Here is a 21,584-nt window from a genome sequence, read left to right as displayed (position 1 = left end):
GAATCCGAGCTGTACCGGGGTCAAAGAGCAAGGGCGCCGCTCGACACCCTTGCTCTTTTCCAGGGCCAAGAACACCGAACCACGATTCAACGCCTGAATTGAACGCGCCGCTTGCCAGCCGAATTTCCGAGCTTAACCCGGACTCAAAAAACAAGGTCATATGGCAGGAAGCGCACGACTTCCTCACCGATCCACTTGTTGATCCGTTGGAACCGCGTTTGCAGCGGCAGCAGCTCATTGCGCGCGAATACACGGGCAGCTTTCTCCACGTCGCCAAAGCCGCCTGTGTTGTTCGGCACGATGCCCAGCAACTGCGGCGGGACGCGATGCGCGGCCAGCACGTCATCGCGTGTCGCACCCTTGATGCCTAGAAACTCATCCTTCGCCGCGACTTCGCTAATCGGGATGACCTGCACGCCGTCTTTCTTGCCGTTGGGCGAGTACAGGAACAGATTGCGGAAGTTGCCGACGCCCTTTGCATCGCGCAGTGCATTGCGCATGGCGTCAATGTCGGCCTGATCCTGCGCGGCGTCGTTGACGTACATGATGAAACCGGCATGACTGCCGTTGAGGTAATACTTGCGCCGGAACAACGTCGCCGATTCGTTCAGTAGCGCCGATTGCAACGCGCTCACGTACTGCGGCACGCCGTAAATCTCTTGATTGATATCCGGTTCCATGACGTGAAAAACGCTGTCGGGCGCGAATTCGTGTTCATCTTCCCAGCCCCGCACGAAGAAGTATCGACCCTCGTCCACGCCGCGCCGAACGAACTTCGCAAGCGCATGTTTCAGCGCCAGCGGCTTGCGGCTTCGCGCGTCTCGCCGCTCAAGGTAGCCATTGCCGAGCGCAATCGTATCCAGCGCCAGCTTTTCGAACTGATCGCCGCTGAGCAATCGGTGTGGCACGAACGTGGACACCAGGATATTGCACTTCGTATACATCGCCGATGCGTGATGCGGGCTCGACCGAAACGCCCGCGCGAGGCCATCCAGCGACACCGGGGGTTCGTACCACTTGCCAGCGCGCACGCATTCCAGATGCTCCAGCAGGCCGCGCTTGTCCAGCACGGGCACCGGCTCGCCGAAGCTGAAGGCTTGCGCCTTGGCCTTCGTGTGGGTGGCTGCTTCCGCAGGTACAACAGGACTCATCAAATAATCTCCACAATGGAACGATGACGGGCGGTCATGCCCTCTAAGGGTTCGTTGTCCAGCGCGTGCATCACGGCCCAGGCCAAATCGGCGTGCCCGATGTCGTCGCTACGGCTCGCTTCATAGGTCGCTTGTCGGCCGGTCGCGGTCAGGGTCTTGCGAATCGACATGAACGCTTGCGCGATATCCGTCCACGCCGCATCGAACTCCAAACGTCCGCTGGCGATCACGTCTTTCGCCTTCAACACCATTCGGGTTTTGACTTCGACGGAATACGTAATGTTTCTTGCGCTGGGGAAGAAATCGCGGACCAGCGGAAACACACCCGCGCCAACGCCGGTTGCGTCGATGCCGATATAAGTCACGTTGTATTGTTGCGTGATCTTCCGAATGCGCTCTGCCTGCGCTTTGAAATCCATGCCGCGCCACTGGTGTTTTTCCAGTACGCGGAATTTTCCGCCCGGCACCAGCGGCGGCGCGACCACGACCAGCCCGGCGCTGTCGCCGGTCAAGGCCGGGTCATAGCCGACCCACACCTCTCGGTGGCCGAGCGGTCGCAGCGCAAACGGCTTGAAGTCTTCCCACACGCTCCACGAATCGACAAAGCACCGTTGCAGCTCCGCGAGCGGGAACACCGACAGGGTGTCGTCGACGAACTCGCACATAAGCAAGTTCGCCCACTCGGCCGGGCTGTACTCCAACCGCAGTTGATCGAGGTCGAACAGGTTGCAGCCCTGCCGCAACGCGTCCTCAATGGTGACGATCTGCCGCCACTGACCATCCGCGCACATGCGGCCGTCGCGCAAGGCTTCGTGCGACACATCAACCTTAATGCGGTCCTCTTTCCTGCGCCCCTTGTTGAAGCTGGCGCCGGTCCAGAACGCATAGGCTTGGTGCGTGACGCTGGACGGCGTGGAGAAGTACGTTTGCCGCCAGTGCTTGTGCAGCGCCATGCCGGCCGCGACCTTGCGCAGTTCTTCGAATTGATGCGTCCAGAAGTATTCGTCAAAGTACAGGTTGCCGTGATAGCTCTGCGCCGTGCGTACGTTGGTGCCGAGGAAATACAGCGTCGCGCCGTTCGGAAGAATGATCGGGTCGCCGGTGAGGTCTACATCGACGGTCTGCGCAAATTGGGCGATGTACTGTTTGAAGACGTGCGCTTGCGCTTTGCTGGCCGACAGGAAGATTTGATTGCGCCCGGTTTCCAGTGCATCGACCAACGCCTCACGCGCGAAATAGAACGTCGCGCCGATCTGCCGCGACTTGAGAATGTTGCGGATGCGCTCGCCGAACGCGTTCTTGCGCCAATAGCGCTGATAGCCGAATAGCTGATCGTCAAACGAAGCGATGAGCTTGGCTTGCTGTTCCTCGCTGAACGCGTTGCGCACCGGCTTACGCTTGGGCTTGGCGTTGCGGTTGGCGATCTTCGGATTCAAGTCGCCTTCGTGACCGCCCGGCTCGCTGTAGCGGCGCACGCGTGCCGTGCGCTCGATCTGTCGGCACAACAGGTCTATTTCTTTGTAGTCGCTCCCGGTCTTCGGCTCTTTGTGGACGAGCTGAACCACCCGCGCCTCAATCGAGGATTCCAATCGCTCGATCGGCGAGGCGTCATCCCACTTGTCGCGCTGCTTCCAGCTCTCCACCGTCGTACGCGCGAGCGCGTAGAACTTCGCAATGTCCGTGATTCGCCAGCCCTGCCAGTACAGAGCGCGAGCGCTTCGGCGGTGATCGATGTTGGGCGCAGGCGTGAAAGAAAGCATGCACGCAGGCTAGTTCGCACGCGCGCGACACCCGCACGGTTACGCCGCGTGTATGCGCTTTACACGCGTGCGTTGCGTTGCTGCGACGTGTTGTCGGCATCGACCATAACCCCATCGAAACAACATTCGTCCGGGGTTTACTGGTGGCAAAGCAAGCGAAGTTTTACCGCGTCGCCGTCGAAGGCAACACGTGCGACCGACGCGTGATCGAGCGTTCGTGGCTGCTCGACGCGGCGGCCACCTACAACCGCGAGACCTACCACGCACGCGTTTGGATGGAGCACATCCGCGCTGCCAGCCCGGACTCCGCATTCGGAGCCTATGGCGACGTGCTGGCGCTCAAGACCGATATGGTCGAAATCGGCGGCGAACGCAAGCTGGCGTTGTTCGCCCAGATTCAGCCCACGTCCGCATTGGTCGCGCTCAACAAGAAGCAACAGAAGCTGTTTACGTCCATCGAGATCGAGCCGGATTTTGCCAGCACCGGCCGCGCCTACCTCACCGGCCTTGCCGTCACCGACAGTCCCGCGAGCCTGGGAACCGAAATGCTAACGTTCGCCGCCACCAATCCGGGCGGCCATCCCTACGCCTCGCGCAAGTTCAGCGCCAATTCGGTGTTCACCGTCGCCGAGCCCATCGAATTTGCATTCGATGACGACGCCGAGGAAACGCCCGCGCCGGCTGATTCGCTGTTCAAGCGGGTGTGCTCGCTGCTCGGCGTCAAGAGCCGCACCGACGATGCGCGATTCGCCGACGTGCATAGCGCCGTGGAGCAAATCGCCAAGGTTGCCGCCGACACATCGAGCGCCATCGGTGACCGCGAACGCGATGCACAGGCGTTGCGGCAGGAATTCGACCGCTACCGCGCCGACAACGACCGCGCCATCAAGGAATTTCGGGAACTGCTCGACGCGACGCCCAACGACGAACCGAACCGGCCGACCGCGACCGGTGCCGACGCCGACGCCTTCACCGACTGCTAATCGCCCCGGCTGCGCGCCGCCCCTTTCCTTCCGAGCCGAGACCCCATGCGCAAGAACACCCGCAAGAAGTTCAACGAGTACACCGCCCAGGTGGCGACCATCAACGATGCGGAAAGCGCCACCACGCAGTTCGCCGTCGCGCCGAGCGTGCAACAGACGATGGAAAACCGAATGCAGGAAAGTTCGGAATTCCTCAAGGCCGTGAACATTCAGCCGGTCGATGAAATCAAGGGCGAAAAACTCGGCCTTGGCATCGGTGAGCCGGTCGCGAGCACGACCAACACCGACGAGAAGGACCGCGAGACCGCCGACCCGACCGGCATCGACGTGACCGGCTACGAATGCACCCAGACCAACAGCGACACCCACATCAAGTATTCCAAGCTGGACGCCTGGGCGAAGTTCAAGGACTTCCAAGCCCGCGTGCGCAATAGCCTACTCCAGCGGCAGGCATTGGATCGCATCATCGTCGGCTTCAACGGCACGACTCGCGCTGCGACTTCGGATCGCACCAAGAACCCGCTGTTGCAGGACGTGAACAAGGGTTGGTTGCAGAAGTACCGCGAGAACGCTTCGGCCCGCGTGCTGAACAAGGGCAAGGCCGGCGGCGCGATCCTGGTCGGCGGCGAGAATGCCGATTACGGCAACCTCGACGCGTTGGTATTCGATGCGGTCAACAACCTGATTGCGCCATGGTGGCAGGAAGATGCCGGACTGGTCGCGATCTGCGGCCGTCGCCTGCTGGCCGACAAGTTGTTTCCCCTGCTGAACCAAAACGTGCCGACCGAGAAGGCGGCGGCCGACATGATCGTGAGCCAGAAGCGCATCGGCGATCACGGCGCCGTGCGCGTCCCGTACTTCCCGGCCAATTCGATCTTCATCACCCGCTTGGACAACCTGTCCATCTACTGGCAGGAAGGTTCGCGGCGCCGAACGATCACCGACAACGCCAAGCGCGACCGCATCGAGAATTACGAATCGTCCAACGATGCGTATGTGGTCGAGGACTACGCGGCCGGTTGCCTGATCGAGAACATTCAGATTGTTCCGGCCAAGTAAGCGATGACCCTTGCCCGCCATCATTTCGAACGCGTGTCCGCCGCCGAGGCTTCGGCGGCGGCGGACCACGGCGAACCGATCAACGCCAGCGCCTACGACCTCATGTTGATGAAGCTCGCCGAGGATCGGCGGCGCCTCAAACTGGTGCAGTCCGTAGAGCGCAAGATCGAAGTTAAACGCAAGCTGTTGCCCGAGTACGCGCCGTGGGTCGATGGCGTACTCAGTAGCGGGCGCGGCGGCCAAGACGCGGTGTTGATGTTCGTGTTGGTATGGCACATCGACGCCGGCAACTACGCCGACGCACTGCGCATCGCCGACTATGCGTTGCGGTTCGATCTGGCAATGCCCGACACGTACCAGCGCACGCCCGCGACCGTCATCGCGGAGCAAATCGCCGACGCGGCATTGATCGCGCAGACGGCGGGCGATGCGTTCTCGCTCGGGGTGCTGTCGCAGGCCGAGGAACTGACCCGCGATAAGGACATGCCCGACGAAGTGCGCGCCAAGCTGCATAAGGCGCTGGGTATCGGCTACATGGCGAAGGCCGGCGAGGCGCCATTTTCCGGCGCCCCGCGTGGCTGGGCCGAGATTGCCCGCGACCACCTGCGCCGCGCCTTGCAGTTGCACGACCGCGTAGGCGTCAAAAAGGAAATTGAACGTCTCGACCGCGCTTTGAACAAGAGCGCGCCTGCCTAGTTTCAGACCGAGAGCGGCGGGCCGGATGTCGCGCCCGTGTCATCCGCCCGCCGTCTCGGCCCACCCCGACTTTACCGAGTCGCCCACCCGCGCGCACGGCGGCGGGGCGAGCGTGCGGACCTCTCTCCCCAATCGCTCGCCCCCCACCGCCGTTTTACCTGGACCCCGCATGAGCGCTTTTATCGCCGCCGCCCCGGACACCACCCCGCCCGAGCGCGACACCCTTACGAACGAGGATTGGTTTCCCGACCTGTCGCTGTCGAACCTGCGCGAGATTGGCCGCATTGACGGCACCGTGACCGGCGAACGCCTGCGCGAGCTGGCGCTTTACGCCGCCTTGTCGATCAATGCGCGCCTGCGCGAGTTTCGCGCCGGCAATGAAGGCGCGGGCTTCCCCTCGCTCGCTGCGGTGCCAGCCAAGCGCATCAATGGCGAATCGCGGCTGTTGGTGCTGTACCGCCGCGCCGTCGCGTGCCTGCTCAAAGCGGACGTGATGGAGCGCTACCCGGATTTCGACAGCACCGGCAGCGGCGAACGCCGCGCCGAGGAAGCCCACGACCATGCGGGCACATGGCGCCGCAATGCGTCCTGGGCCGTGAGCGATATCACGGGCGCGACGCGTTCGGTCGTGGAACTCATCTGATGCGCGTCTACGCCGCCCAAGGCGAAACCCTGGACGCGCTGTGCTGGCGCGTCCTGGGACGCACGGCGGGCGTGGTAGAGGCCGCGCTCATCGCCAATCCCGGCCTTGCCGACCTGGGGCCGATCCTGCCGCACGGCACGGCCGTGGATCTGTTGCCGCCCGTCGCCACCGCGCCGGCCCACCAACCCCTCATCCAACTTTGGGACTGATCGACCGCATGACGCCACCGACCGAACCCCTGTTGTCCATTCCCGCACTGACCGGCACGGCCGCCGCGTCCTCATCGCTGGGCGTCATCGCCTGGACTTCGCCGCTCGCCCACGTCGGCGTGCCGGCTGCGGTGCTGTGCATGGCGTTTACCGGCGTGGCCTGCGGCCTGTTGGTCAATAAGCCGGGCGGCAGTCGCAAACGCCTGTACGGCCTGGCACTGGCCTATACGGCCGTGTCGGCGTGCATCGCCATCGTCGTGCCGAGCTTTCCCGGCCTGGGCTTCCTGCAACCCGTGGCGCCGGCAATGGCGCTGCTGGTCGCGTTCTTCGCCCAATCGCTGATCCCGGTCATCGGCGAAGCGCTGGCCGAACGGCTCAAGCGCGATATCGGGGGCAAGCCGCAATGATCCTGTTCGAATGGCTGTGCGCCCTGGTCGCCCTGGTCACGGCGCTGGCGATGCTCAAGGACACCCCGACCGGCGCCGATCTGCGCGACGAACTGCGCATGATCCTGGCGCAAAACCTCGCTGCGTACGGCGCGGGCGGCTGGCGCGCGATCGATCGCGCGGACCTGGGCGCGGTGCTGCGCTTCGCGCTGCGTCTATTCGCCCTAGTCGCGGTCGTGGCGGGCGCGGGCACCGCGGTTATGTGGCCCGCGCTGCTTGAGATTGCTTTCCCCTCTGAGCGCGTCTTGCGCTGCGCCCTGTGCGTCTTCCTGGCGCTGCAAGCGCCGTGCCCGTGGTGGCGCTACATCGCCCACGGTCACCCCCGCGCGTCCCGTCTGTCCATTCGGAGCCCCCGCCGTCATGTTCACTGAAACTCAGCTCGCCGCCGCCGTTCAATGCCCGCCCGCCCGCGCCGTCCGATGGCTGTCGCCGCTGCTGCGCGCCATGCACCGCCAGGGCATCACCACCCCGCGCCGCGCCGCGCACTTCCTGGCCCAGCTCGGGCACGAAAGCGCTGGCCTGTCGCGCCTGGAAGAAAACCTCAACTACTCCGCCTCGCGCTTGCTGGAAGTCTTCGAAGACCATTTCAGCCCGACCAGCGCCGCACAGTACGCCGGCCAGCCCGAACGCATCGGCAACCGCGTGTATGCGTCCAGCAACGGCAATGGCAACGAAGCCAGCGGCGACGGCTACCGCTTCCGGGGCCGTAGTCCGGTCCACCTCACCGGCCGCGCCAATTACCGTTGGATCGGCGACCTGCTGGGCCTGCCGCTGGAAGCGCAACCCGATCTGGCGACCGGCGTGGAAGTCGGCGCCGACATTGCGGCGGCCTACTGGCGCGGCCGGGGGCTCAATGCCCTGGCCGACGAAAACGACACGCTTGGGGTGAGCCGCAAACTCAACCTGGGCCGCACGGACACGCGGCGCCTGCCGAACGGTTGGGTAGACCGTGCGGCGCGCACCAAACGCGCCCTGACCGCGTTCGGGTTGGCCGCATGAGCCGCGCAACCGTGCTGGCCTTGCTCGGGCTGTTGCTGCTGATCGGCCTCGCCAGCGTCTTTATCACCATGCAATCGGTTCGCCTGCGCATGGCCAACGACCGCGCCACGGCCGCGCAGGAAAGCGCACAGCGCGCCGAGGACGGCCGCCGCGAGGCCGAGGCCGCCCGCGATCTGGCGTTGGCCTCTGAGCGCGTTGTAACGCGCTACGTGGACCGTGTGCAGGTCGTGCGTGGCAACGCCCAAATCATCACCAAGGAGATTCCCATCTATGTCACTCCGACTGCCGACGCTGCTTGCACTGTGCCTGTTGGGTTTGTGCGCCTGCATGACGCCGCCGCCGCGAACGAACCCACCGGCCCAAGCCCCGGACATCCTGATGCGCCCTCCGCTGGCGTTGCGCTCTCTGACGTTGCCGGCGTCGTCGCCGACAACTACGCCGCCTGTCACGCCAACGCCGAACAAGTGATCGGATTGCAAGACTACGTGCGCGAACTGCAACGCATTCACCGATGAACAAACCGGCCAGTCTGCGCGCCCACCTTGCGCAAGCGATTCCCGAACTGCAACGCAATCCCGAAAGTCTGCTGGTGTTCGTTGAGGACGGCAGCTTAATCAGCACGGCACAGCAAAACGAATCCTTCGAACTGCGTTACCGGTTGTCGCTGGTGCTGGTGGATTTCGTCGGCGACGCCAACCGTCTATTTCTGGCGGTGTTGCGCTGGGCTGCGTTGCATCAAAACGAATTGCTCGCCAATCCTGACCGGCGCAGCGATATCGCATTTGAGGTGGACGTGATCGACCACGACCGCGCCGACGTGGAAATTAGGCTACCGCTGACCGAGCGCATCGGCGTTGTTACCTTGCCGAACGGCGACGACCGCATCATCCCGTGGCCTGAACCTACGTTCGCAGTATCGTGGGACCAGTTCGGCCCGGTGCCGTGAACGATCTAGAACAACTGGAAACGTGGGCGGCGCCGTTGATTGCAGCGCTGACCCCGGCCGCCCGGCGCGTGTTGCTGCAAGCGATAGCCATCGATCTGCGGCGCTCCCAACAACGCCGCATTGCACAGCAACGCAACCCGGACGGAAGCGCCTACGCGCCGCGCAAGCCGCAGCGCGAGGATCGCACCGGCCGCATACGACGCGGCGCCATGTTTCGACGCATTCGAATGGCCCGCCACCTGCGTGCGACCAGCAACGCGGACGGGTTGCGCGTCGGGTATGCCGGGCGCGTCGCGCGCATCGCCCGTGTGCATCAAGACGGGGGCATCGACCATGCGACGCGGGGCGGCGCCCTGGTCCGGTACGCTCGCCGGCAACTGCTGGGATTCAGCGACGCCGACCGCGAGCGCGTCCGCGATCTGCTGCTCACGCACCTGACCAAGCCGATTTGACGGTCTGCCACGCCCAACCGGGCCGGGAACCGTGACCCGCTGCACCTTCGTTCAGCCAGCCGGCTAGGTATTCTCCGGCAGTGAGACAGGGAGTCCGGGACAACATGGAATCGTTGTGGCGTCGCATTTTTCAAATTGCCGTGTTGGTGCTGGCGTCGGCCCTGACGGTCGGCGCCACCGAGTCCGCGCCGATTACGCTCGCCGAACTGAGTCGCGAGGTAGCCGACCCATCACCCGAAGCCGTGTTGTCCGGTCACTATCGCGACAAGTTCCACACTGTGCCCGGCGATGAAATTCAACTGCGCACTAAACAAGCCCGATGGTGGCGACTGACCGCCGTCCGGGATGTCTCCGCTTCGCAATCGCCTCAATTGGTCATGAGCGCGCCTTACTGGAAGCAGCTAGAGGTTTGGCGCCCCGGCGACGCTAAGGGGGTTCGCCGATCCGTGTATGGGCCCGATACCGACCTGACGCATTCATCGCTGGCCCACGTGGTGCCATTGCCGAACGGTTTACGCGCAGGTGAATCGATCTATATCCGGGTCAGTTCGGCGAACGATCTGGCATCGCGAATCACCATTGCGCCGCTCGCACAGGTGTACGAACAGGACGTGGCATTCGGCCGAATGTGGATGTTCGTCTTAACCTCGCTTGGCATCGTTGCAATATTAGCGGTCGCATTTTGGTTGTGCCTTCGGCAGCGTGGCTATGCCTATCTCGCGCTCACGCTACTAGCACAGATGGCAACCCTCGCCATTGAAGGCGGCGAGTTTCGCGGCACACAGTGGCTGGCAACATTCGCGATGGACCGGCGAACAAACATCCTGCTCAACACAGCGGCGGTATGGGCGAGCGTGCGGTTCTTGATATTTTTCCTGAGCTTGCCAACGCACCAACCGCGCATCTCGCGCTTGCTCAATGTGTGCAGCGTGATACTCGGGGCGATCATTGTCGTTTCGACGGTGCAAGTCTGGTACGCCACCGCGATCGTGGGAAACTTTGTGCTGTTGGTGGTCATCGGCGCGGTGGTGGCGGCTGGCGCACGTGCCATTCGGCGGCGCCAAAGAGAGGCTTACGTTCTGCTGGCTGCGTGGTCGCCGCTGATAGTCGTGATCGTGATTCGGGTCGGCGCCTTGTATCGGTGGTGGCCGTACTTCGATTGGTTGCAATTCGCCTATCCGGCTTCGCTGACGGTGGGCGGGCTTGGGCTGCTGTCGGGCTTGACGCTCAAGCTGTATCAGCTCAGCCGCGACAGCGATGCAGCGCGACACCGTGCAACCTACGATGGGCTAACCGGCGTGCTGAGTCGCGCGGCGCTGGACGATGCGATGCAGGTTGCGGTTGCCGTCGCACACGGGAGCGGCACGCCGCTGTCCATCGTGTTTATAGACATTGATCGGTTCAAGCACATCAACGACACGTACGGTCATGCAGTCGGCGATGAAGTGCTTCGCATCGTCTCGTTGCGTACGCGCAATCGCCTGCGGCCCGATGACCTATGCGGCCGGTACGGCGGCGATGAGATGATTGTGGCGTTCGTAGGCGCACCCTTGGCCGAGGCCGTGCAACTCGCCGAACACTTACGCGAAGCCGTTGCGAATACTCCATTGTCTATCGGCGGTGCGTTGATCCCGATTAGCCTTAGCCTGGGCGTGGCTCAACTGCGCGAGACGGAAAGCTCGGATGACGTCATCCGCCGCGCCGACCTCGCGCTGTATGCGAGCAAGACCGGCGGACGCGGCCGCGTTAGCGCGGATGAAATTCCGGCGATTCCGTCACAGTCATAAACGCTTAGGATTGCGGCACGCTTCCCACTATCATCGCCAATTCCCGCTAGTCTCAATGAACCAACTAGGGAAGCCGCCATGAAGATATCCAAACGCCTCGCCGTACTGCTCACAGTGACCGCTCTATTGACGTGCGCGGGCTGCTTCCCCCCGACCGACCCGGCCTTCGTGCAGCCGCACAACGCCAGCGCGAACGCCCGTTCTACGATGCTGGCGCCGTAACCATCGAGTCGGCGTATCACTGTTCCCGGCTCGTATTCGCCGGGAACAGTTAGCCCGCCTTACCTGTAACCGAGCCGATCATCTGCCGCTGCCTGCGGCCTCGTTCGGTTGCGATGAGATCGTGAAACGCGCATACACATAGGCACTTCGTAGGCCCAACGACGGGCGCGCGCGAACCTGACCCGAGTTTCCACCGGGTCCGCCATGTCCACCTTTACCGCCGTCGATCTGTCGCGCCTGCCACCGCCCGCCCTGGTGGAGCCGCTCGACTTCGAAACGATCCTGGCCAAGCGCATCGCGAAGTTCCGCGAGCTGCTCCCGGAATTCGACGCGCTGACGGAATCCGATCCGTCGATGATCCATTTGCAGGAAAGCGCCTATCGCGAATTGGTGTTCCGCCAGCGCGTCAACGATGCAGCCAAGGGCGGAATGCTCGCCTATGCCATCGGCACCGATCTGGACCATATCGGCGCTCGCGACAATATCGTGCGCTACATGCTCGATCCGGGCGACCCGTCGCGCGGCATTCCGCCCACCTATGAGAGCGACGCGGACTTTCGCCGCCGCATCCAACTGGCGCCCGAGGGTTTCTCTGTCGCCGGTCCCGAAGGCGCGTACATCTTCCACACGCTGAGCGCTGATCCTGACGTGTTGGATGCCAGCGCCACCAGCCCGGCGCCCGGTGAGGTGTTGGTGACCGTGCTGGCGCGACAGGGCGACGGCACCGCATCGCCGGCCCTGGTCGCCGCGGTTGAACGCGTATTGACCGACGACCGCATCCGTCCGCTCACCGATTTCGTCAAAGTGCAGTCGGCGCGCATCGTACCGTTCGAAGTGCGCGCCACGGTCTACACCTACGCTGGCCCCGATTCGTCGCTGGTCATTGGCGAATCCATCAAACGCCTGCGGCGCTACATCGAAGAATCCCACCGACTCGGCCGCGACGTTCCGCGTTCGGGGTTGTTTTCGGTCCTGCATTCCGAAGGTGTGCAGCGCGTGGAGCTGCATTCGCCTGCCGTGGATATCGTGATTGATCGAACACAGGCGACGTACTGCACCGTGGTGGATGTCGCCGTCGGCGGCGTCGATGAATAGCCTACTGCCACCGAATGCCACGGCGCAGCAGCGCGCACTGGAAGCGACGAACGCGGCCATCGCCGAGGTTCCGATTCACCTGCGCGAGCTGCGCGACCCCGACCGATGCCCGCTCGCCTTCCTGCCGTGGCTGGCCTGGGATCGCTCTATCGATTCTTGGAAACCGTATTGGTCCGAACACGTCAAGCGCGCCCGCGTGCGCACCGCGACCGACATTCAACGGCGTAAGGGCACCGCCCAAAGCGTGCGTGACGTGGTGGCGGCGTTCGGCGGCGCGGTTGTGCTGCGCGAGTGGTGGCAGATGGAGCCCAAAGGGCCGCCACACACCTTCGACGTACAGCTCACCGTTTCCGGCGACGGCGGACAGGTCGCGACGAAAGAGTTTGTCGCCGACGTGATCGCCGAGATTTCGCGCACGAAGCCGGTGCGCTCGCACTTCACCTTTACCCAAGGCGCCTACGCCGTGGGCGGCGTCGGCATCGCCGCTGCGGCTCGCGTCGCGGTCCACCGTCGTTTGCAGTTTCAAGCCATCGAACCCAAGGATTCCGAAACCCCGTGAGCGGACTTTTCATCACCGTCACCAGCGCCGGCCATCGAGCGCTTGTGAACCGAACCAACACGGGCACCAACGCGGTCACCGTGACCCATATCGGATTGAGCGCGGCCACGTTCACCGCAACCGAAGACCTGACCGCGCTTCCCGGTGAGTTCTTGCGCTTGACCAGCTTCGGCGGCGTGGCGGTCGCGAAAGACACATTGCACCTGTCCATTCGCGACGACGGCCCGAGCCAATACGCCTACCGCGCCTTCGGCCTGTACCTGGGAGACGGCACGCTGTTTGCTGTCTACAGCCAACCCGACGTGATTCTCGATAAGAGCGCGGCGGCGTCCATGCTACTGACCGCCGACGTGCGTTTCCAAAGGATCGACGCAACCACGCTAGTGTTTGGTGACACGTACTGGCTGAACCCGCCCGCGACCGAAACCGTGCAAGGCGTGGTGGAGCTGGCCGACCGCGCCGAAGCGGTCGGCGGGCTCGACCACACGCGCGCACTAACTCCGCTTGGCGGTAGAGCGATGATGGATGCGCGTTTGGGCGAGAACGCACCGACGACGTTCGTCAAATCGCTGCTGTCGGCTGCCACGGCCTTGGCCTTGCGTTCGTCGCTGGGCCTGGGCTCGGCATCGGTACGCAACGAAGGTGCCGGGAACGGGTTGGATGCCGACAAGCTCGACGGCGAACACGGCGCGTTCTATCGCGATTACGGCAACTTGACCAATGTCCCGAAGGAGTTTGCGCCCAAAGCCCATCGCCACCGCTGGGCCGATCTGGACGACGTACCGGACACCGCTAGCCGGGCGCCGACGTTTGAAGAAGTGACCGGCAAACCGGAAACCTTCAAACCTTCGCCGCACATGCACGCCATTGCCGACGTGAACGGCCTGCAAACCGCACTCGACAATCGCGCGAGTAAATCGCATCAGCACGACGGGGCGGATATTTCCGGCCGCCTAGGCGGCACGGCGAAGTCCATCGGCGATTGGAACACGGCGACGGACAACGGGTGGTACATGGCCGCAGGCGCGGCGAACGCACCGAGTGGAGATTGGCTGATCGGCGAGGTGGTACAGCACAACGGCGATTGGCAGACGCAGACCGTTTGGGCGTTCTCGACCAACTTCCGCAACCTGTGGCGTCGGCAGAAGGTGGGCGGCAACTGGACCGGCTGGGAACGCTGCCACCTGCATGAGAGCACCCTGGACGGGCGCTACGCCGTTCGCGGGACCGATGCCGGGTTCCGCGATATCTATGCGGATCGCGGCGACGGAACCGGCGTGATCTTCCTAAACAGCGCCAGGAATCGCTTTCTGTACTGGGATGGGCAGAACTACGTCTTGAACGAAGGCCCGGTGAACATGCCCGGCGGTCTGAACACCGGCTCATCGCGTCACCTGAAAACCGATCTGCGCCCGTTGCCTTACGGTTTGGCCGAGGTGGACCGTATCCGGGTGAAGGTCGGTCGGTACAAAAGCGAATTCCAGAACGACGGCCGCAGGCGTTGCTTCGTGATCGCTGAACAACTTGCGCCCATCATCCCCGAGGCGGTCCGCACAAAGTCGGTGCTGTTCAAGGGCAAGCGCTATGCCGCCGTCGAATACATTCAGTTGATCCCGGTCTTGATTCGCGCCGTACAGCAGTTGTCCGCACTGGTTCGCCGCTTGACGCGACGCGTGGACGGCATACACCGCCGCCTCAGCAAACTGGAACGGAGCGCGTAACCGTGGCGACGCTCATCAAGCACCAAGGCATTCCGTTCGAAGACCTGTTCGACCCGGACATCATCGGCGATGGCCCCATCGCGCACCGCTGCACGCACAACGGGCAACCGCTGCGGTTCGCACACATCCAGTACGGCGCCAAGCGTGCGGACGTGAACTTTCGGGTGAACAATCAGGACGTGTCCAATTTGTGGGCGGCTAAAGGCACCGCCTCGTATGTGAGCGATGGCGGATTCGGCGGCCGGCTACGCGCATCCGACGTGGGCTATCCATCCGCTAAGGCCACGGCCACGTTCTATTTCAACGCGGATGGCACGACCCGATGGACATCTGAAACAAACGGCGGCCAGGGCGGCGGCGTTTGGTCCCGCTCACAGCCGGGCGAGTACGACATTCTTTTTACCCAAGTCGCCGCGAACGTCGAAGGCTTTTTGCAGGGAACGCTGAACGCTTGGCTACCTCTCACCGAATCGCGATGGATCGCGTTGACGGTCAGTGCCTCGCGCGGTCGGCAAGCCACCGCAACGCGCACCGTGCGCGCGCAGATACGCCGCCGCCAGGACGGCCGCATTTGGATGGATAAGACGATGGAGTTCTATTGCACGGTCGCGTCGGACGGTTGATCGATCGCGCATCGTTCCACGCTTCAGTGAAGACCCGAACCGCGCACGTGTAACGCCGTTACACGTGCGCGTTGTCGTGCGCGCGATTCGCCCGGCGTCGATCCTGGGCTCATGCAAAACAACGCCGACATTCTGCGAAAGATCGCGAACATGATTCGCATCGGCACGATTGCCGAAGTCGATCACGCGACCCAAACCGCTCGCGTGTCGTCGGGCGACCTGACAACCGATTTCCTGCCCTGGTGCGCCGGCCGCGCCGGCAAGCGCTCCACGTGGTCGCCGCGCAGCATCGGCGAACAAGTCATCCTCGTTTGTCCGCAGGGCGAGACGACACGCGCATTTATTCTCGGCGCGCTCTATAGCAAGACGAATCCGCCGCCCGATACCAGCGAGAACCGCCACGTAAGCCGCTACGGCGACGGCGCCGTTATCAGCTACGACGAAGATGCGCACGCATTGCACGCGACCTTGCCACGCGGCGGCACGGCCACGCTATCGGCCGATGGCGGCATCACGCTAAACGGGCCGGTCACGATCAACGGCGCGACCACGATCAACGGCAATGCATCGATCAAGGGCAAGGCCGAAGCAACCGAGGACGTGATCGGCGGCGGCGTAAGCCTGAAAAGTCACGTCCACAAGGGCGTGCAAAGCGGCGGCGCTGTCTCGGGGCCGCCCGCATGATCGGCACCGACCGCGACACCGGCAAGCGGATCGACGGCGAGGCGCATCTGCGCCAGTCCATCACCGACATTCTGACCACGCCCATCGGGTCGCGCGTCATGCGTCGCGATTACGGCTCGCTGTTGTTCGAACTGATCGACCAGCCGATGAACGAAACGACGCGCGTCCGCCTGTTCGGCGCGACCGCGACCGCGTTGCAACGGTTTGAGCCGCGCTTTCGATTGGCCCGCGTCGGGCTGTCGCCGGGCGACGTGCCGGGCTCCGCCCGCCTGGAACTTCAGGGGCAACGCATCGACGGCGCCGGCCGCCGCGTGCCTGCCTCTCTTTCGCTCCCTCTCCCCATTCGCCTGTAACCACCCGGAGTTCCCTTTGGCCGACTATCACCACGGCGTTCGCATTACCGAAGTAAAGGATGGCGCGCGCTTCGTCCGCACTGTGTCTACGTCCGTTATCGGCATGGTCTGCACGTCCAACGATGCCGACGCGTCCGCGTTTCCGCTCAACCGCCCGGTGCTTTTGACCGACGTTCGTAAGGGCATTGCCAAGGCCGGCGTGAATGGCACTTTGCGCCCGGCCCTGCAAGCCATCGCCGACCAATGCAGCCCCCTGGTCGTTGTCGTGCGCGTGTCGACCGGCACAGACGACGCGACCACGACCAGCAACGTCATCGGCGGCACCGAGACCGGCAGCTATACCGGCCTGTCCGCATTGCTTGCGGCGCAGGTGCAACTCGGCGTGCGCCCGCGCATTCTCGGCGCGCCCGGTGTCGATACCCAGCCGGTCGCGGTCGCCTTGGCGACCATCGCGCAGAAGTTGGGCGGCATGGCCTACGTAAGCGCAGGCACCAGCGCGAACAAGGAAGATGCAGTGTTGTACCGAAAATCGTTCGCACAGCGCGAAGTGATGATCGTGTGGCCGGACTTTGTCGCGTTCGATACCGTGACCAGCACTGCGAAGCCGGCGTATGCCGTCGCCCGCGCGCTCGGCCTGCGTGCCCGCATCGATCAAGAACAGGGCTGGCACAAAACCCTGTCGAACGTCGCCGTCAATGGCGTCACCGGCCTGTCGCGTGACGTGCATTGGGACTTGCAAGACCCGAACACGGACGCGGGCTATCTCAATGCCGGGGATGTGACCACGCTCATCAACAACAAGGGTCCGCGATTCTGGGGTTCGCGCACGTGCAGCGACGACCCGCGATTCGCCTTTGAGTCGGCGGTGCGCACCAGCCAAGTGATTGCCGACACGTTCGCCGAGCATTGCTTTCCCGATGTCGATAGTCCGCTCACGCCGCAGCGCGTCAAAGACATCATCGAGTCGTTGAATGCTCAGTTCCGCGCATGGAAGAACGGCGGCCAGATTCTCGGCGGCAAATGCTGGTTCGACCCGGATGCGAATCCGAACGAATCCATCGCGGCGGGCCGCTTGCGCCTTGCCTACGACTACACGCCCGTTCCGCCGATGGAAGACCTGATGTTGTCGGCCACGATCACCGACGAATACATCAGCGACTTCGCCAGTCGCTTGAGCACCTGATTTCCTTCGCCCTGGAGCCCTAATGGCACTGCCCGCAAAACTGAAAAACTTCAATGCGTTCATCGACGGCAGAAGCTATCTCGGCATTGTCAATGAACTGACGCCGCCGCCGCTGAATCGAAAGATGGAACCGTATCGCGGCGGCGGCATGAGCGGCGAGGTGGAAATCGATCTCGGTCCCGATGGTCCGCTGGAATTCGAATGGAAGTGCGGCGGCTTCGTGCGCGACGCCCTGCGCCAGTACGGCGCCACCCGCCACGACGCGGTGCAGCTGCGCATTGCCGGCGCCTACCAACGCGACGACACCGCCGAGGTGTTGGCCGTCGAATTCGTCATGCGCGGTCGGCACAAGGAAATCTCCTTCGGCACCGTCAAGGCCGGCGACGACACCGAGACCACGATCAAGACCACGTGCAGCTATTACAAAATTATCGTCAACGGCGTGACCGATATCGAACTCGATTACATGAGCATGATTGAGATCGTCGGCGGCGTGGATCGCCTCGCGCAGCAGCGCGCCGCGCTCGGCCTGTAAACCCGCGCCCGGCGAAGGCCGGGCGCCGCATCTCCCTACCGCAAGGATTCCCCATGAAGACCACCCCGGCCGAAATCGAGGCCGCGCAAGCCGATCCTGTCACCAGCGTAGACATCACGCTCGAAAAGCCGTTCACGCGCGGCGAAACTCAAGTCACGACCGTGACCGTGCGCCGCCCCGTCTCGGGCGAGCTACGCGGCTTGTCCATGCTCGACCTCATGCGCATGGAAGTCGATGCGGTGCATAAGGTACTGCCGCGCATCACGCAGCCGATGTTGAACAGCTTCGAAGTTGCGAAGCTCGATCCGGCCGACACCGCGCAATTCGGCTTGGCGATTGGCGATTTTTTCGTGACGAAAGCGCAGCGGTCGGGCTCCCTGCCTGCGTAGAAGACGCGATGGCCGATATAGCGGTCATCTTCGGTTGGACCCCCGCCGACATGGCGGTTTTCTCCCTTTCTGAGTTAGCCCGTTGGCGCGAGCGCGCCCGCGTGCGGAGTGGTGCGGACGAATGAGCAACGGCGGCGATCTGGCTTTGAAAGTGCGACTGGACACGCTCGACCGTGCCAGCGCGCCCATGAAGCGGATCGCCGCCGCCAGCGAGGCCACCGCCCGCGCCCTGCGCGAGACGCAAGGCCGGCTCAAGGAACTGGACCGCGCACAGCAGCAGATTGCCGGCTTTCGCCGGCTCAAGAACGAAGCCGACGCGAGCGGCCAAGCCCTCAAGGCGCAGCAACAGCGCCTAGCCGACGTGCGCGCGCAAATGGAACGCTGCGGCGTGGCGACCAAGACGCTAACGCAGAACTATGCGCGGGCCGAGCGGCAAACCGAAAAGCTACGACTCGCGCACATCAACAAACTGCGCGCCCTCAAGGCATCAAAGGAAGGGCTGGCCGCTGCGGGCATCGAAACCAAGCGGCTTGGCGACCACGAACGACGCTTGGCGGCGGACGTGGCGCAGACGAATCAGCGCATCGCGCAGCAGCGGCAGCAGTTGGCGCGGCTCGCGCAGCAGTCGCGGCAGGCGCAGGCCGCGCAGCAGCGCATGGCGAAGACGCAGCAGCAGGCGGGCGCCCTGGCCGGTGCCGGCGCAAGCCTGGGCGTTGCGGCCGGCACCGTCGCCGCACCGCTCGCGTTCGCCATCAGGTCCTATACCTCGTTCGAAGACGCCATGACCGGCGTTGCGAAACAGGTGGACGGTGCGCGCGATGACACGGGCAAGCTGACGCCGCTCTATTACGAGATGGGGCGCGAGCTGCAAGCCTTGTCCGAGCGCTTGCCCGGTACGGCCGAAGAACTGGCCGCGATCACCGAGGCCGCCGCCCGCATGGGCGTCAAGGGAACCGAAAACCTCATCACGTTCACCAAGACCATTGCGGTCATGGCCGACGCCTTCGATATGCCGACCGATGAAATCGGCATGAGCATGGGGAAGCTACGCGAGTTGTATGGCGTTCCAATGGACAGCATCAGCGACCTTGGCGATGCGATCAACTATTTGGATGACAAGGCGCTTTCGCAGGGCCGCGACATCATCGACGTGATGCAGCGCCTGGGCGGCGTGGTGGACAAACTCAACTACAAGCAGGCCGCTGCGCTGGGAAGTACGTTTCTGTCGCTCGGCAGCGCGCCCGAGGTGGCCGCCAGCGCCGCGAATGCGATGGTGCGCGAGTTGGCTGTGGCGACCATGCAGGGCAAGCGCTTTCAAACCGGATTGCAAACGCTGGGACTCGACGCGACCCGTCTGCAACAAGGCATGGTCAACGACGCACAGGGCACCATCCTGGCGGTGCTGGACGCCGTGAAGGCGCTTCCGGCTGCGGATCAACTGACCGTCACGACGCAGTTGTTCGGAAAGGAATTCGGCGATGACGCTTCCAAGCTCGCCAACAACCTCAAGGAATACCGCCGCCAAATCGATTTGACCAACGCCGCCGAGGCCAAGGGTTCGGCGCAGCGCGAAGCCCAGGCCCGCGCCGGTAACGTCTCGGCGATCTGGGCCAACGCCAAGGATGCCGGCCGCAACCTGGGCGCCGATGCCGGCGCCTTGCTGGCGCCCGATCTGCGCGAGCTGGGCGACCGCTTCAAGACCCTGACCCAGAATGCTCGCGCTTGGATCAAGGAAAACCCCGCCTTGGCCGGGGGCCTGGTTAAAGCCGCTGCGGCCGGCGCCGCGTTGCTCGCCGCCGTGGCCGGGCTCGCCCTGGTCCTGGCCGGCATCCTGGGGCCGCTGGCGGTCATCCGCTACGGCTTCACGGCGATGGCGCCGGCATTGACGCAAGCGCAGACCGCGTTAAGCGGCCTGGGCGCGCGCGTGTTGCCGATGCTCGCCAACGCCGGCCGCATGTTGCTCCCGATCCTGGGCGGCCTGTCCGCGCCCGTTCTGGCCCTTATCGCCGTCGTCGCCGTGGCCGCCCTGGTCCTGTGGAAGTATTGGGCGCCGATCAAGGCGTTTTTCATCGGCCTATGGGAAGGCTTCGCCGCCGCGGTTCACCCCGCCCTGGCCGAACTGGCGCCGCTGGGCGCGGTATTGGTCGATGCGCTGGCGCCGCTGCGTCCGCTGTGGGACGGGATCACGGCCGCGCTGTCGGCCGTCTGGGGCGTGGTGCGGGATCTGTTTTCCCCCTTCGAAGCCACGGCCGCGCAACTGGCGGGCGCGACCGAGAACGGCCGTTCGTTCGGGCAAATCCTGGGCGGCGTGGTCGCCGGGCAGATTCGCGCCGTCGTTGCCCTGGTGACGATGCTCGCGGGCGTGCTGAAAACCGTGATCGCCTATTCGCCGCTGGCGATGATCGTTTCGAATTGGGGAGCGATCAAAGCCTATTTCGCGACGCTCATCGATTCAGTGTTCGGGATCGTGCGCGGCGGCTGGAATGCGGTCGCCGCGATCTTCACGGGCGACGGCCCGCGCCTGCGTGGTGCGCTGGCGTTGCTATGGGAGTCCATCAATTCGGCGCTCATGGGCTGGCCGGCGCGATTCCTGGGCTTTGGCCGCGACATGGTGCAAGGATTGATTAACGGCGTGCTGGGAAAGCTCGACGCGCTCAAATCGACCGTGACCGGCGTCGCCGGCAACGTCGCCGGATGGTTCGCCAAGCGGCTCGATATACGCAGCCCGTCGCGCGTGTTCGCCAGCTTCGGCGATCACACCATGACCGGCCTCGCGGTCGGCCTGGATCGCAGCCGGTCGGCGCCGCTCGACGCGTTGGCGCGCCTGACCAACGGAATGCGCAACGCGGGCGCCGCGCTCGCCATAGGCGCCGCGTCGGCGCCGGCCGTGGCGATCGATCAACGCCCGCCGCTGTCCCCGCGCGTAGCAACGCAGCAAACCGCTGCGCCCGCGCCCATCGTCATCAACATCCATGCCGACAGCGGCAGCCGCGCCGAAGACATTGCGGCGGCCGTGCGCATCGAGCTGGCAAAGATCGAGCGCGAGAAATCCGCGCGTCAACGCTCCACCTTCACCGACTACGACTAAG

The 21,584-nt window shown here is 64.0% G+C and carries 26 protein-coding genes; 24 read left to right on the top strand and 2 right to left on the bottom strand.

Annotated elements, in window-relative coordinates:
* Window positions 1-143: 143 nt before the first annotated feature.
* Window positions 144-1,154 carry a phage portal protein gene (locus tag ACTOWJ_RS05640; RefSeq protein ID WP_441333622.1) on the bottom strand — a complete coding sequence of 337 codons (1,011 nt, stop codon included), beginning with the start codon at window positions 1,152-1,154 and terminating at the stop codon, window positions 144-146.
* Entirely contained in the window at window positions 1,151-2,911 is a 1,761-nt protein-coding gene (locus ACTOWJ_RS05635; RefSeq protein WP_441333621.1) for a terminase ATPase subunit family protein, read from the bottom strand. Before ACTOWJ_RS05635 ends, ACTOWJ_RS05640 begins: the two co-directional genes overlap by 4 nt.
* A 77-nt stretch (window positions 2,912-2,988) precedes the next feature.
* On the opposite strand from ACTOWJ_RS05635, the gene ACTOWJ_RS05630 reads away from it, so the two are divergent.
* From ACTOWJ_RS05630 to ACTOWJ_RS05515, 24 genes are all read left to right on the top strand, one after another.
* Window positions 2,989-3,894, top strand: coding sequence for a GPO family capsid scaffolding protein (locus ACTOWJ_RS05630; protein ID WP_441333620.1), 906 nt, complete (start codon window positions 2,989-2,991; stop codon window positions 3,892-3,894).
* 45 nt (window positions 3,895-3,939) lie between these two features.
* Window positions 3,940-4,953 carry a phage major capsid protein, P2 family gene (locus ACTOWJ_RS05625; RefSeq protein ID WP_441333619.1) on the top strand — a complete coding sequence of 338 codons (1,014 nt, stop codon included), beginning with the start codon at window positions 3,940-3,942 and terminating at the stop codon, window positions 4,951-4,953.
* A gap of 3 nt (window positions 4,954-4,956) precedes the next feature.
* Window positions 4,957-5,649 (top strand): phage terminase small subunit, encoded by a 693-nt coding sequence (gene gpM / locus ACTOWJ_RS05620; RefSeq protein ID WP_441333618.1) that lies wholly within the window; start codon window positions 4,957-4,959, stop codon window positions 5,647-5,649.
* Between the two features lie 25 nt (window positions 5,650-5,674).
* The gene (locus ACTOWJ_RS05615) at window positions 5,675-6,292 is read left to right on the top strand and encodes a head completion/stabilization protein (RefSeq protein ID WP_441333617.1); all 618 of its coding nucleotides are present in this window, start codon (window positions 5,675-5,677) and stop codon (window positions 6,290-6,292) included.
* A complete protein-coding gene (locus tag ACTOWJ_RS05610; protein ID WP_441333616.1) occupies window positions 6,292-6,501 on the top strand; it encodes a tail protein X in 210 nt (69 codons plus the stop codon). Before ACTOWJ_RS05615 ends, ACTOWJ_RS05610 begins: the two co-directional genes overlap by 1 nt.
* Before the next feature lie 8 nt (window positions 6,502-6,509).
* Window positions 6,510-6,908 carry a hypothetical protein gene (locus tag ACTOWJ_RS05605; RefSeq protein WP_057917029.1) on the top strand — a complete coding sequence of 133 codons (399 nt, stop codon included), beginning with the start codon at window positions 6,510-6,512 and terminating at the stop codon, window positions 6,906-6,908.
* A complete protein-coding gene (locus ACTOWJ_RS05600) occupies window positions 6,905-7,318 on the top strand; it encodes a hypothetical protein (protein ID WP_441333615.1) in 414 nt (137 codons plus the stop codon). Before ACTOWJ_RS05605 ends, ACTOWJ_RS05600 begins: the two co-directional genes overlap by 4 nt.
* Complete coding sequence (locus ACTOWJ_RS05595; RefSeq protein WP_441333614.1) at window positions 7,308-7,946, top strand: glycoside hydrolase family 19 protein; 639 nt, start codon at window positions 7,308-7,310, stop codon at window positions 7,944-7,946. The genes ACTOWJ_RS05600 and ACTOWJ_RS05595 overlap by 11 nt, the downstream gene beginning before the upstream one ends.
* Window positions 7,943-8,461: a hypothetical protein gene (locus ACTOWJ_RS05590; RefSeq protein ID WP_441333613.1), complete on the top strand. Its 519-nt coding sequence runs from the start codon at window positions 7,943-7,945 to the stop codon at window positions 8,459-8,461. The genes ACTOWJ_RS05595 and ACTOWJ_RS05590 overlap by 4 nt, the downstream gene beginning before the upstream one ends.
* On the top strand, window positions 8,458-8,892 hold the full coding sequence (locus ACTOWJ_RS05585) for a phage tail protein (RefSeq protein WP_441333612.1): 435 nt from the start codon (window positions 8,458-8,460) through the stop codon (window positions 8,890-8,892). Before ACTOWJ_RS05590 ends, ACTOWJ_RS05585 begins: the two co-directional genes overlap by 4 nt.
* Window positions 8,889-9,344, top strand: a complete 456-nt coding sequence (locus tag ACTOWJ_RS05580) for a phage virion morphogenesis protein (RefSeq protein WP_441333611.1) — start codon at window positions 8,889-8,891, stop codon at window positions 9,342-9,344. Before ACTOWJ_RS05585 ends, ACTOWJ_RS05580 begins: the two co-directional genes overlap by 4 nt.
* Window positions 9,345-9,448: 104 nt before the next feature.
* Window positions 9,449-11,131, top strand: a complete 1,683-nt coding sequence (locus tag ACTOWJ_RS05575) for a diguanylate cyclase (protein WP_441333610.1) — start codon at window positions 9,449-9,451, stop codon at window positions 11,129-11,131.
* Window positions 11,132-11,209: 78 nt separating this feature from the next.
* Window positions 11,210-11,353 carry a hypothetical protein gene (locus ACTOWJ_RS05570; protein WP_441333609.1) on the top strand — a complete coding sequence of 48 codons (144 nt, stop codon included), beginning with the start codon at window positions 11,210-11,212 and terminating at the stop codon, window positions 11,351-11,353.
* Window positions 11,354-11,557: 204 nt separating this feature from the next.
* Window positions 11,558-12,448 (top strand): baseplate assembly protein, encoded by an 891-nt coding sequence (locus tag ACTOWJ_RS05565; RefSeq protein ID WP_441333608.1) that lies wholly within the window; start codon window positions 11,558-11,560, stop codon window positions 12,446-12,448.
* The gene (locus tag ACTOWJ_RS05560; RefSeq protein ID WP_441333607.1) at window positions 12,441-13,007 is read left to right on the top strand and encodes a phage tail protein I; all 567 of its coding nucleotides are present in this window, start codon (window positions 12,441-12,443) and stop codon (window positions 13,005-13,007) included. Before ACTOWJ_RS05565 ends, ACTOWJ_RS05560 begins: the two co-directional genes overlap by 8 nt.
* Window positions 13,004-14,728, top strand: coding sequence for a tail fiber domain-containing protein (locus ACTOWJ_RS05555; RefSeq protein WP_441333606.1), 1,725 nt, complete (start codon window positions 13,004-13,006; stop codon window positions 14,726-14,728). Before ACTOWJ_RS05560 ends, ACTOWJ_RS05555 begins: the two co-directional genes overlap by 4 nt.
* Window positions 14,729-14,730: 2 nt before the next feature.
* A complete protein-coding gene (locus ACTOWJ_RS05550) occupies window positions 14,731-15,351 on the top strand; it encodes a hypothetical protein (protein WP_441333605.1) in 621 nt (206 codons plus the stop codon).
* 111 nt (window positions 15,352-15,462) lie between these two features.
* Complete coding sequence (locus ACTOWJ_RS05545; protein ID WP_441333604.1) at window positions 15,463-16,035, top strand: phage baseplate assembly protein V; 573 nt, start codon at window positions 15,463-15,465, stop codon at window positions 16,033-16,035.
* Complete coding sequence (locus tag ACTOWJ_RS05540; protein WP_441333603.1) at window positions 16,032-16,388, top strand: GPW/gp25 family protein; 357 nt, start codon at window positions 16,032-16,034, stop codon at window positions 16,386-16,388. The genes ACTOWJ_RS05545 and ACTOWJ_RS05540 overlap by 4 nt, the downstream gene beginning before the upstream one ends.
* A gap of 16 nt (window positions 16,389-16,404) precedes the next feature.
* Window positions 16,405-17,571 carry a phage tail sheath protein gene (locus ACTOWJ_RS05535; protein WP_441333602.1) on the top strand — a complete coding sequence of 389 codons (1,167 nt, stop codon included), beginning with the start codon at window positions 16,405-16,407 and terminating at the stop codon, window positions 17,569-17,571.
* Between the two features lie 22 nt (window positions 17,572-17,593).
* Entirely contained in the window at window positions 17,594-18,106 is a 513-nt protein-coding gene (locus ACTOWJ_RS05530; protein WP_441333601.1) for a phage major tail tube protein, read from the top strand.
* Window positions 18,107-18,159: 53 nt separating this feature from the next.
* Entirely contained in the window at window positions 18,160-18,495 is a 336-nt protein-coding gene (locus ACTOWJ_RS05525; protein ID WP_441333600.1) for a phage tail assembly protein, read from the top strand.
* Window positions 18,496-18,503: 8 nt separating this feature from the next.
* Window positions 18,504-18,620 (top strand): GpE family phage tail protein, encoded by a 117-nt coding sequence (locus ACTOWJ_RS05520; protein WP_441333599.1) that lies wholly within the window; start codon window positions 18,504-18,506, stop codon window positions 18,618-18,620.
* Window positions 18,617-21,583 carry a phage tail tape measure protein gene (locus tag ACTOWJ_RS05515; RefSeq protein ID WP_441333598.1) on the top strand — a complete coding sequence of 989 codons (2,967 nt, stop codon included), beginning with the start codon at window positions 18,617-18,619 and terminating at the stop codon, window positions 21,581-21,583. The genes ACTOWJ_RS05520 and ACTOWJ_RS05515 overlap by 4 nt, the downstream gene beginning before the upstream one ends.
* Window position 21,584 lies beyond the last annotated feature (1 nt).

The sequence above is a fragment of the Lysobacter sp. CA199 genome, assembly GCF_052078715.1.
Lineage (GTDB): Bacteria > Pseudomonadota > Gammaproteobacteria > Xanthomonadales > Xanthomonadaceae > Lysobacter.
Note: the sequence above shows the minus strand (reverse complement) of the source record. Positions and strands in the feature narration are given on the sequence as shown.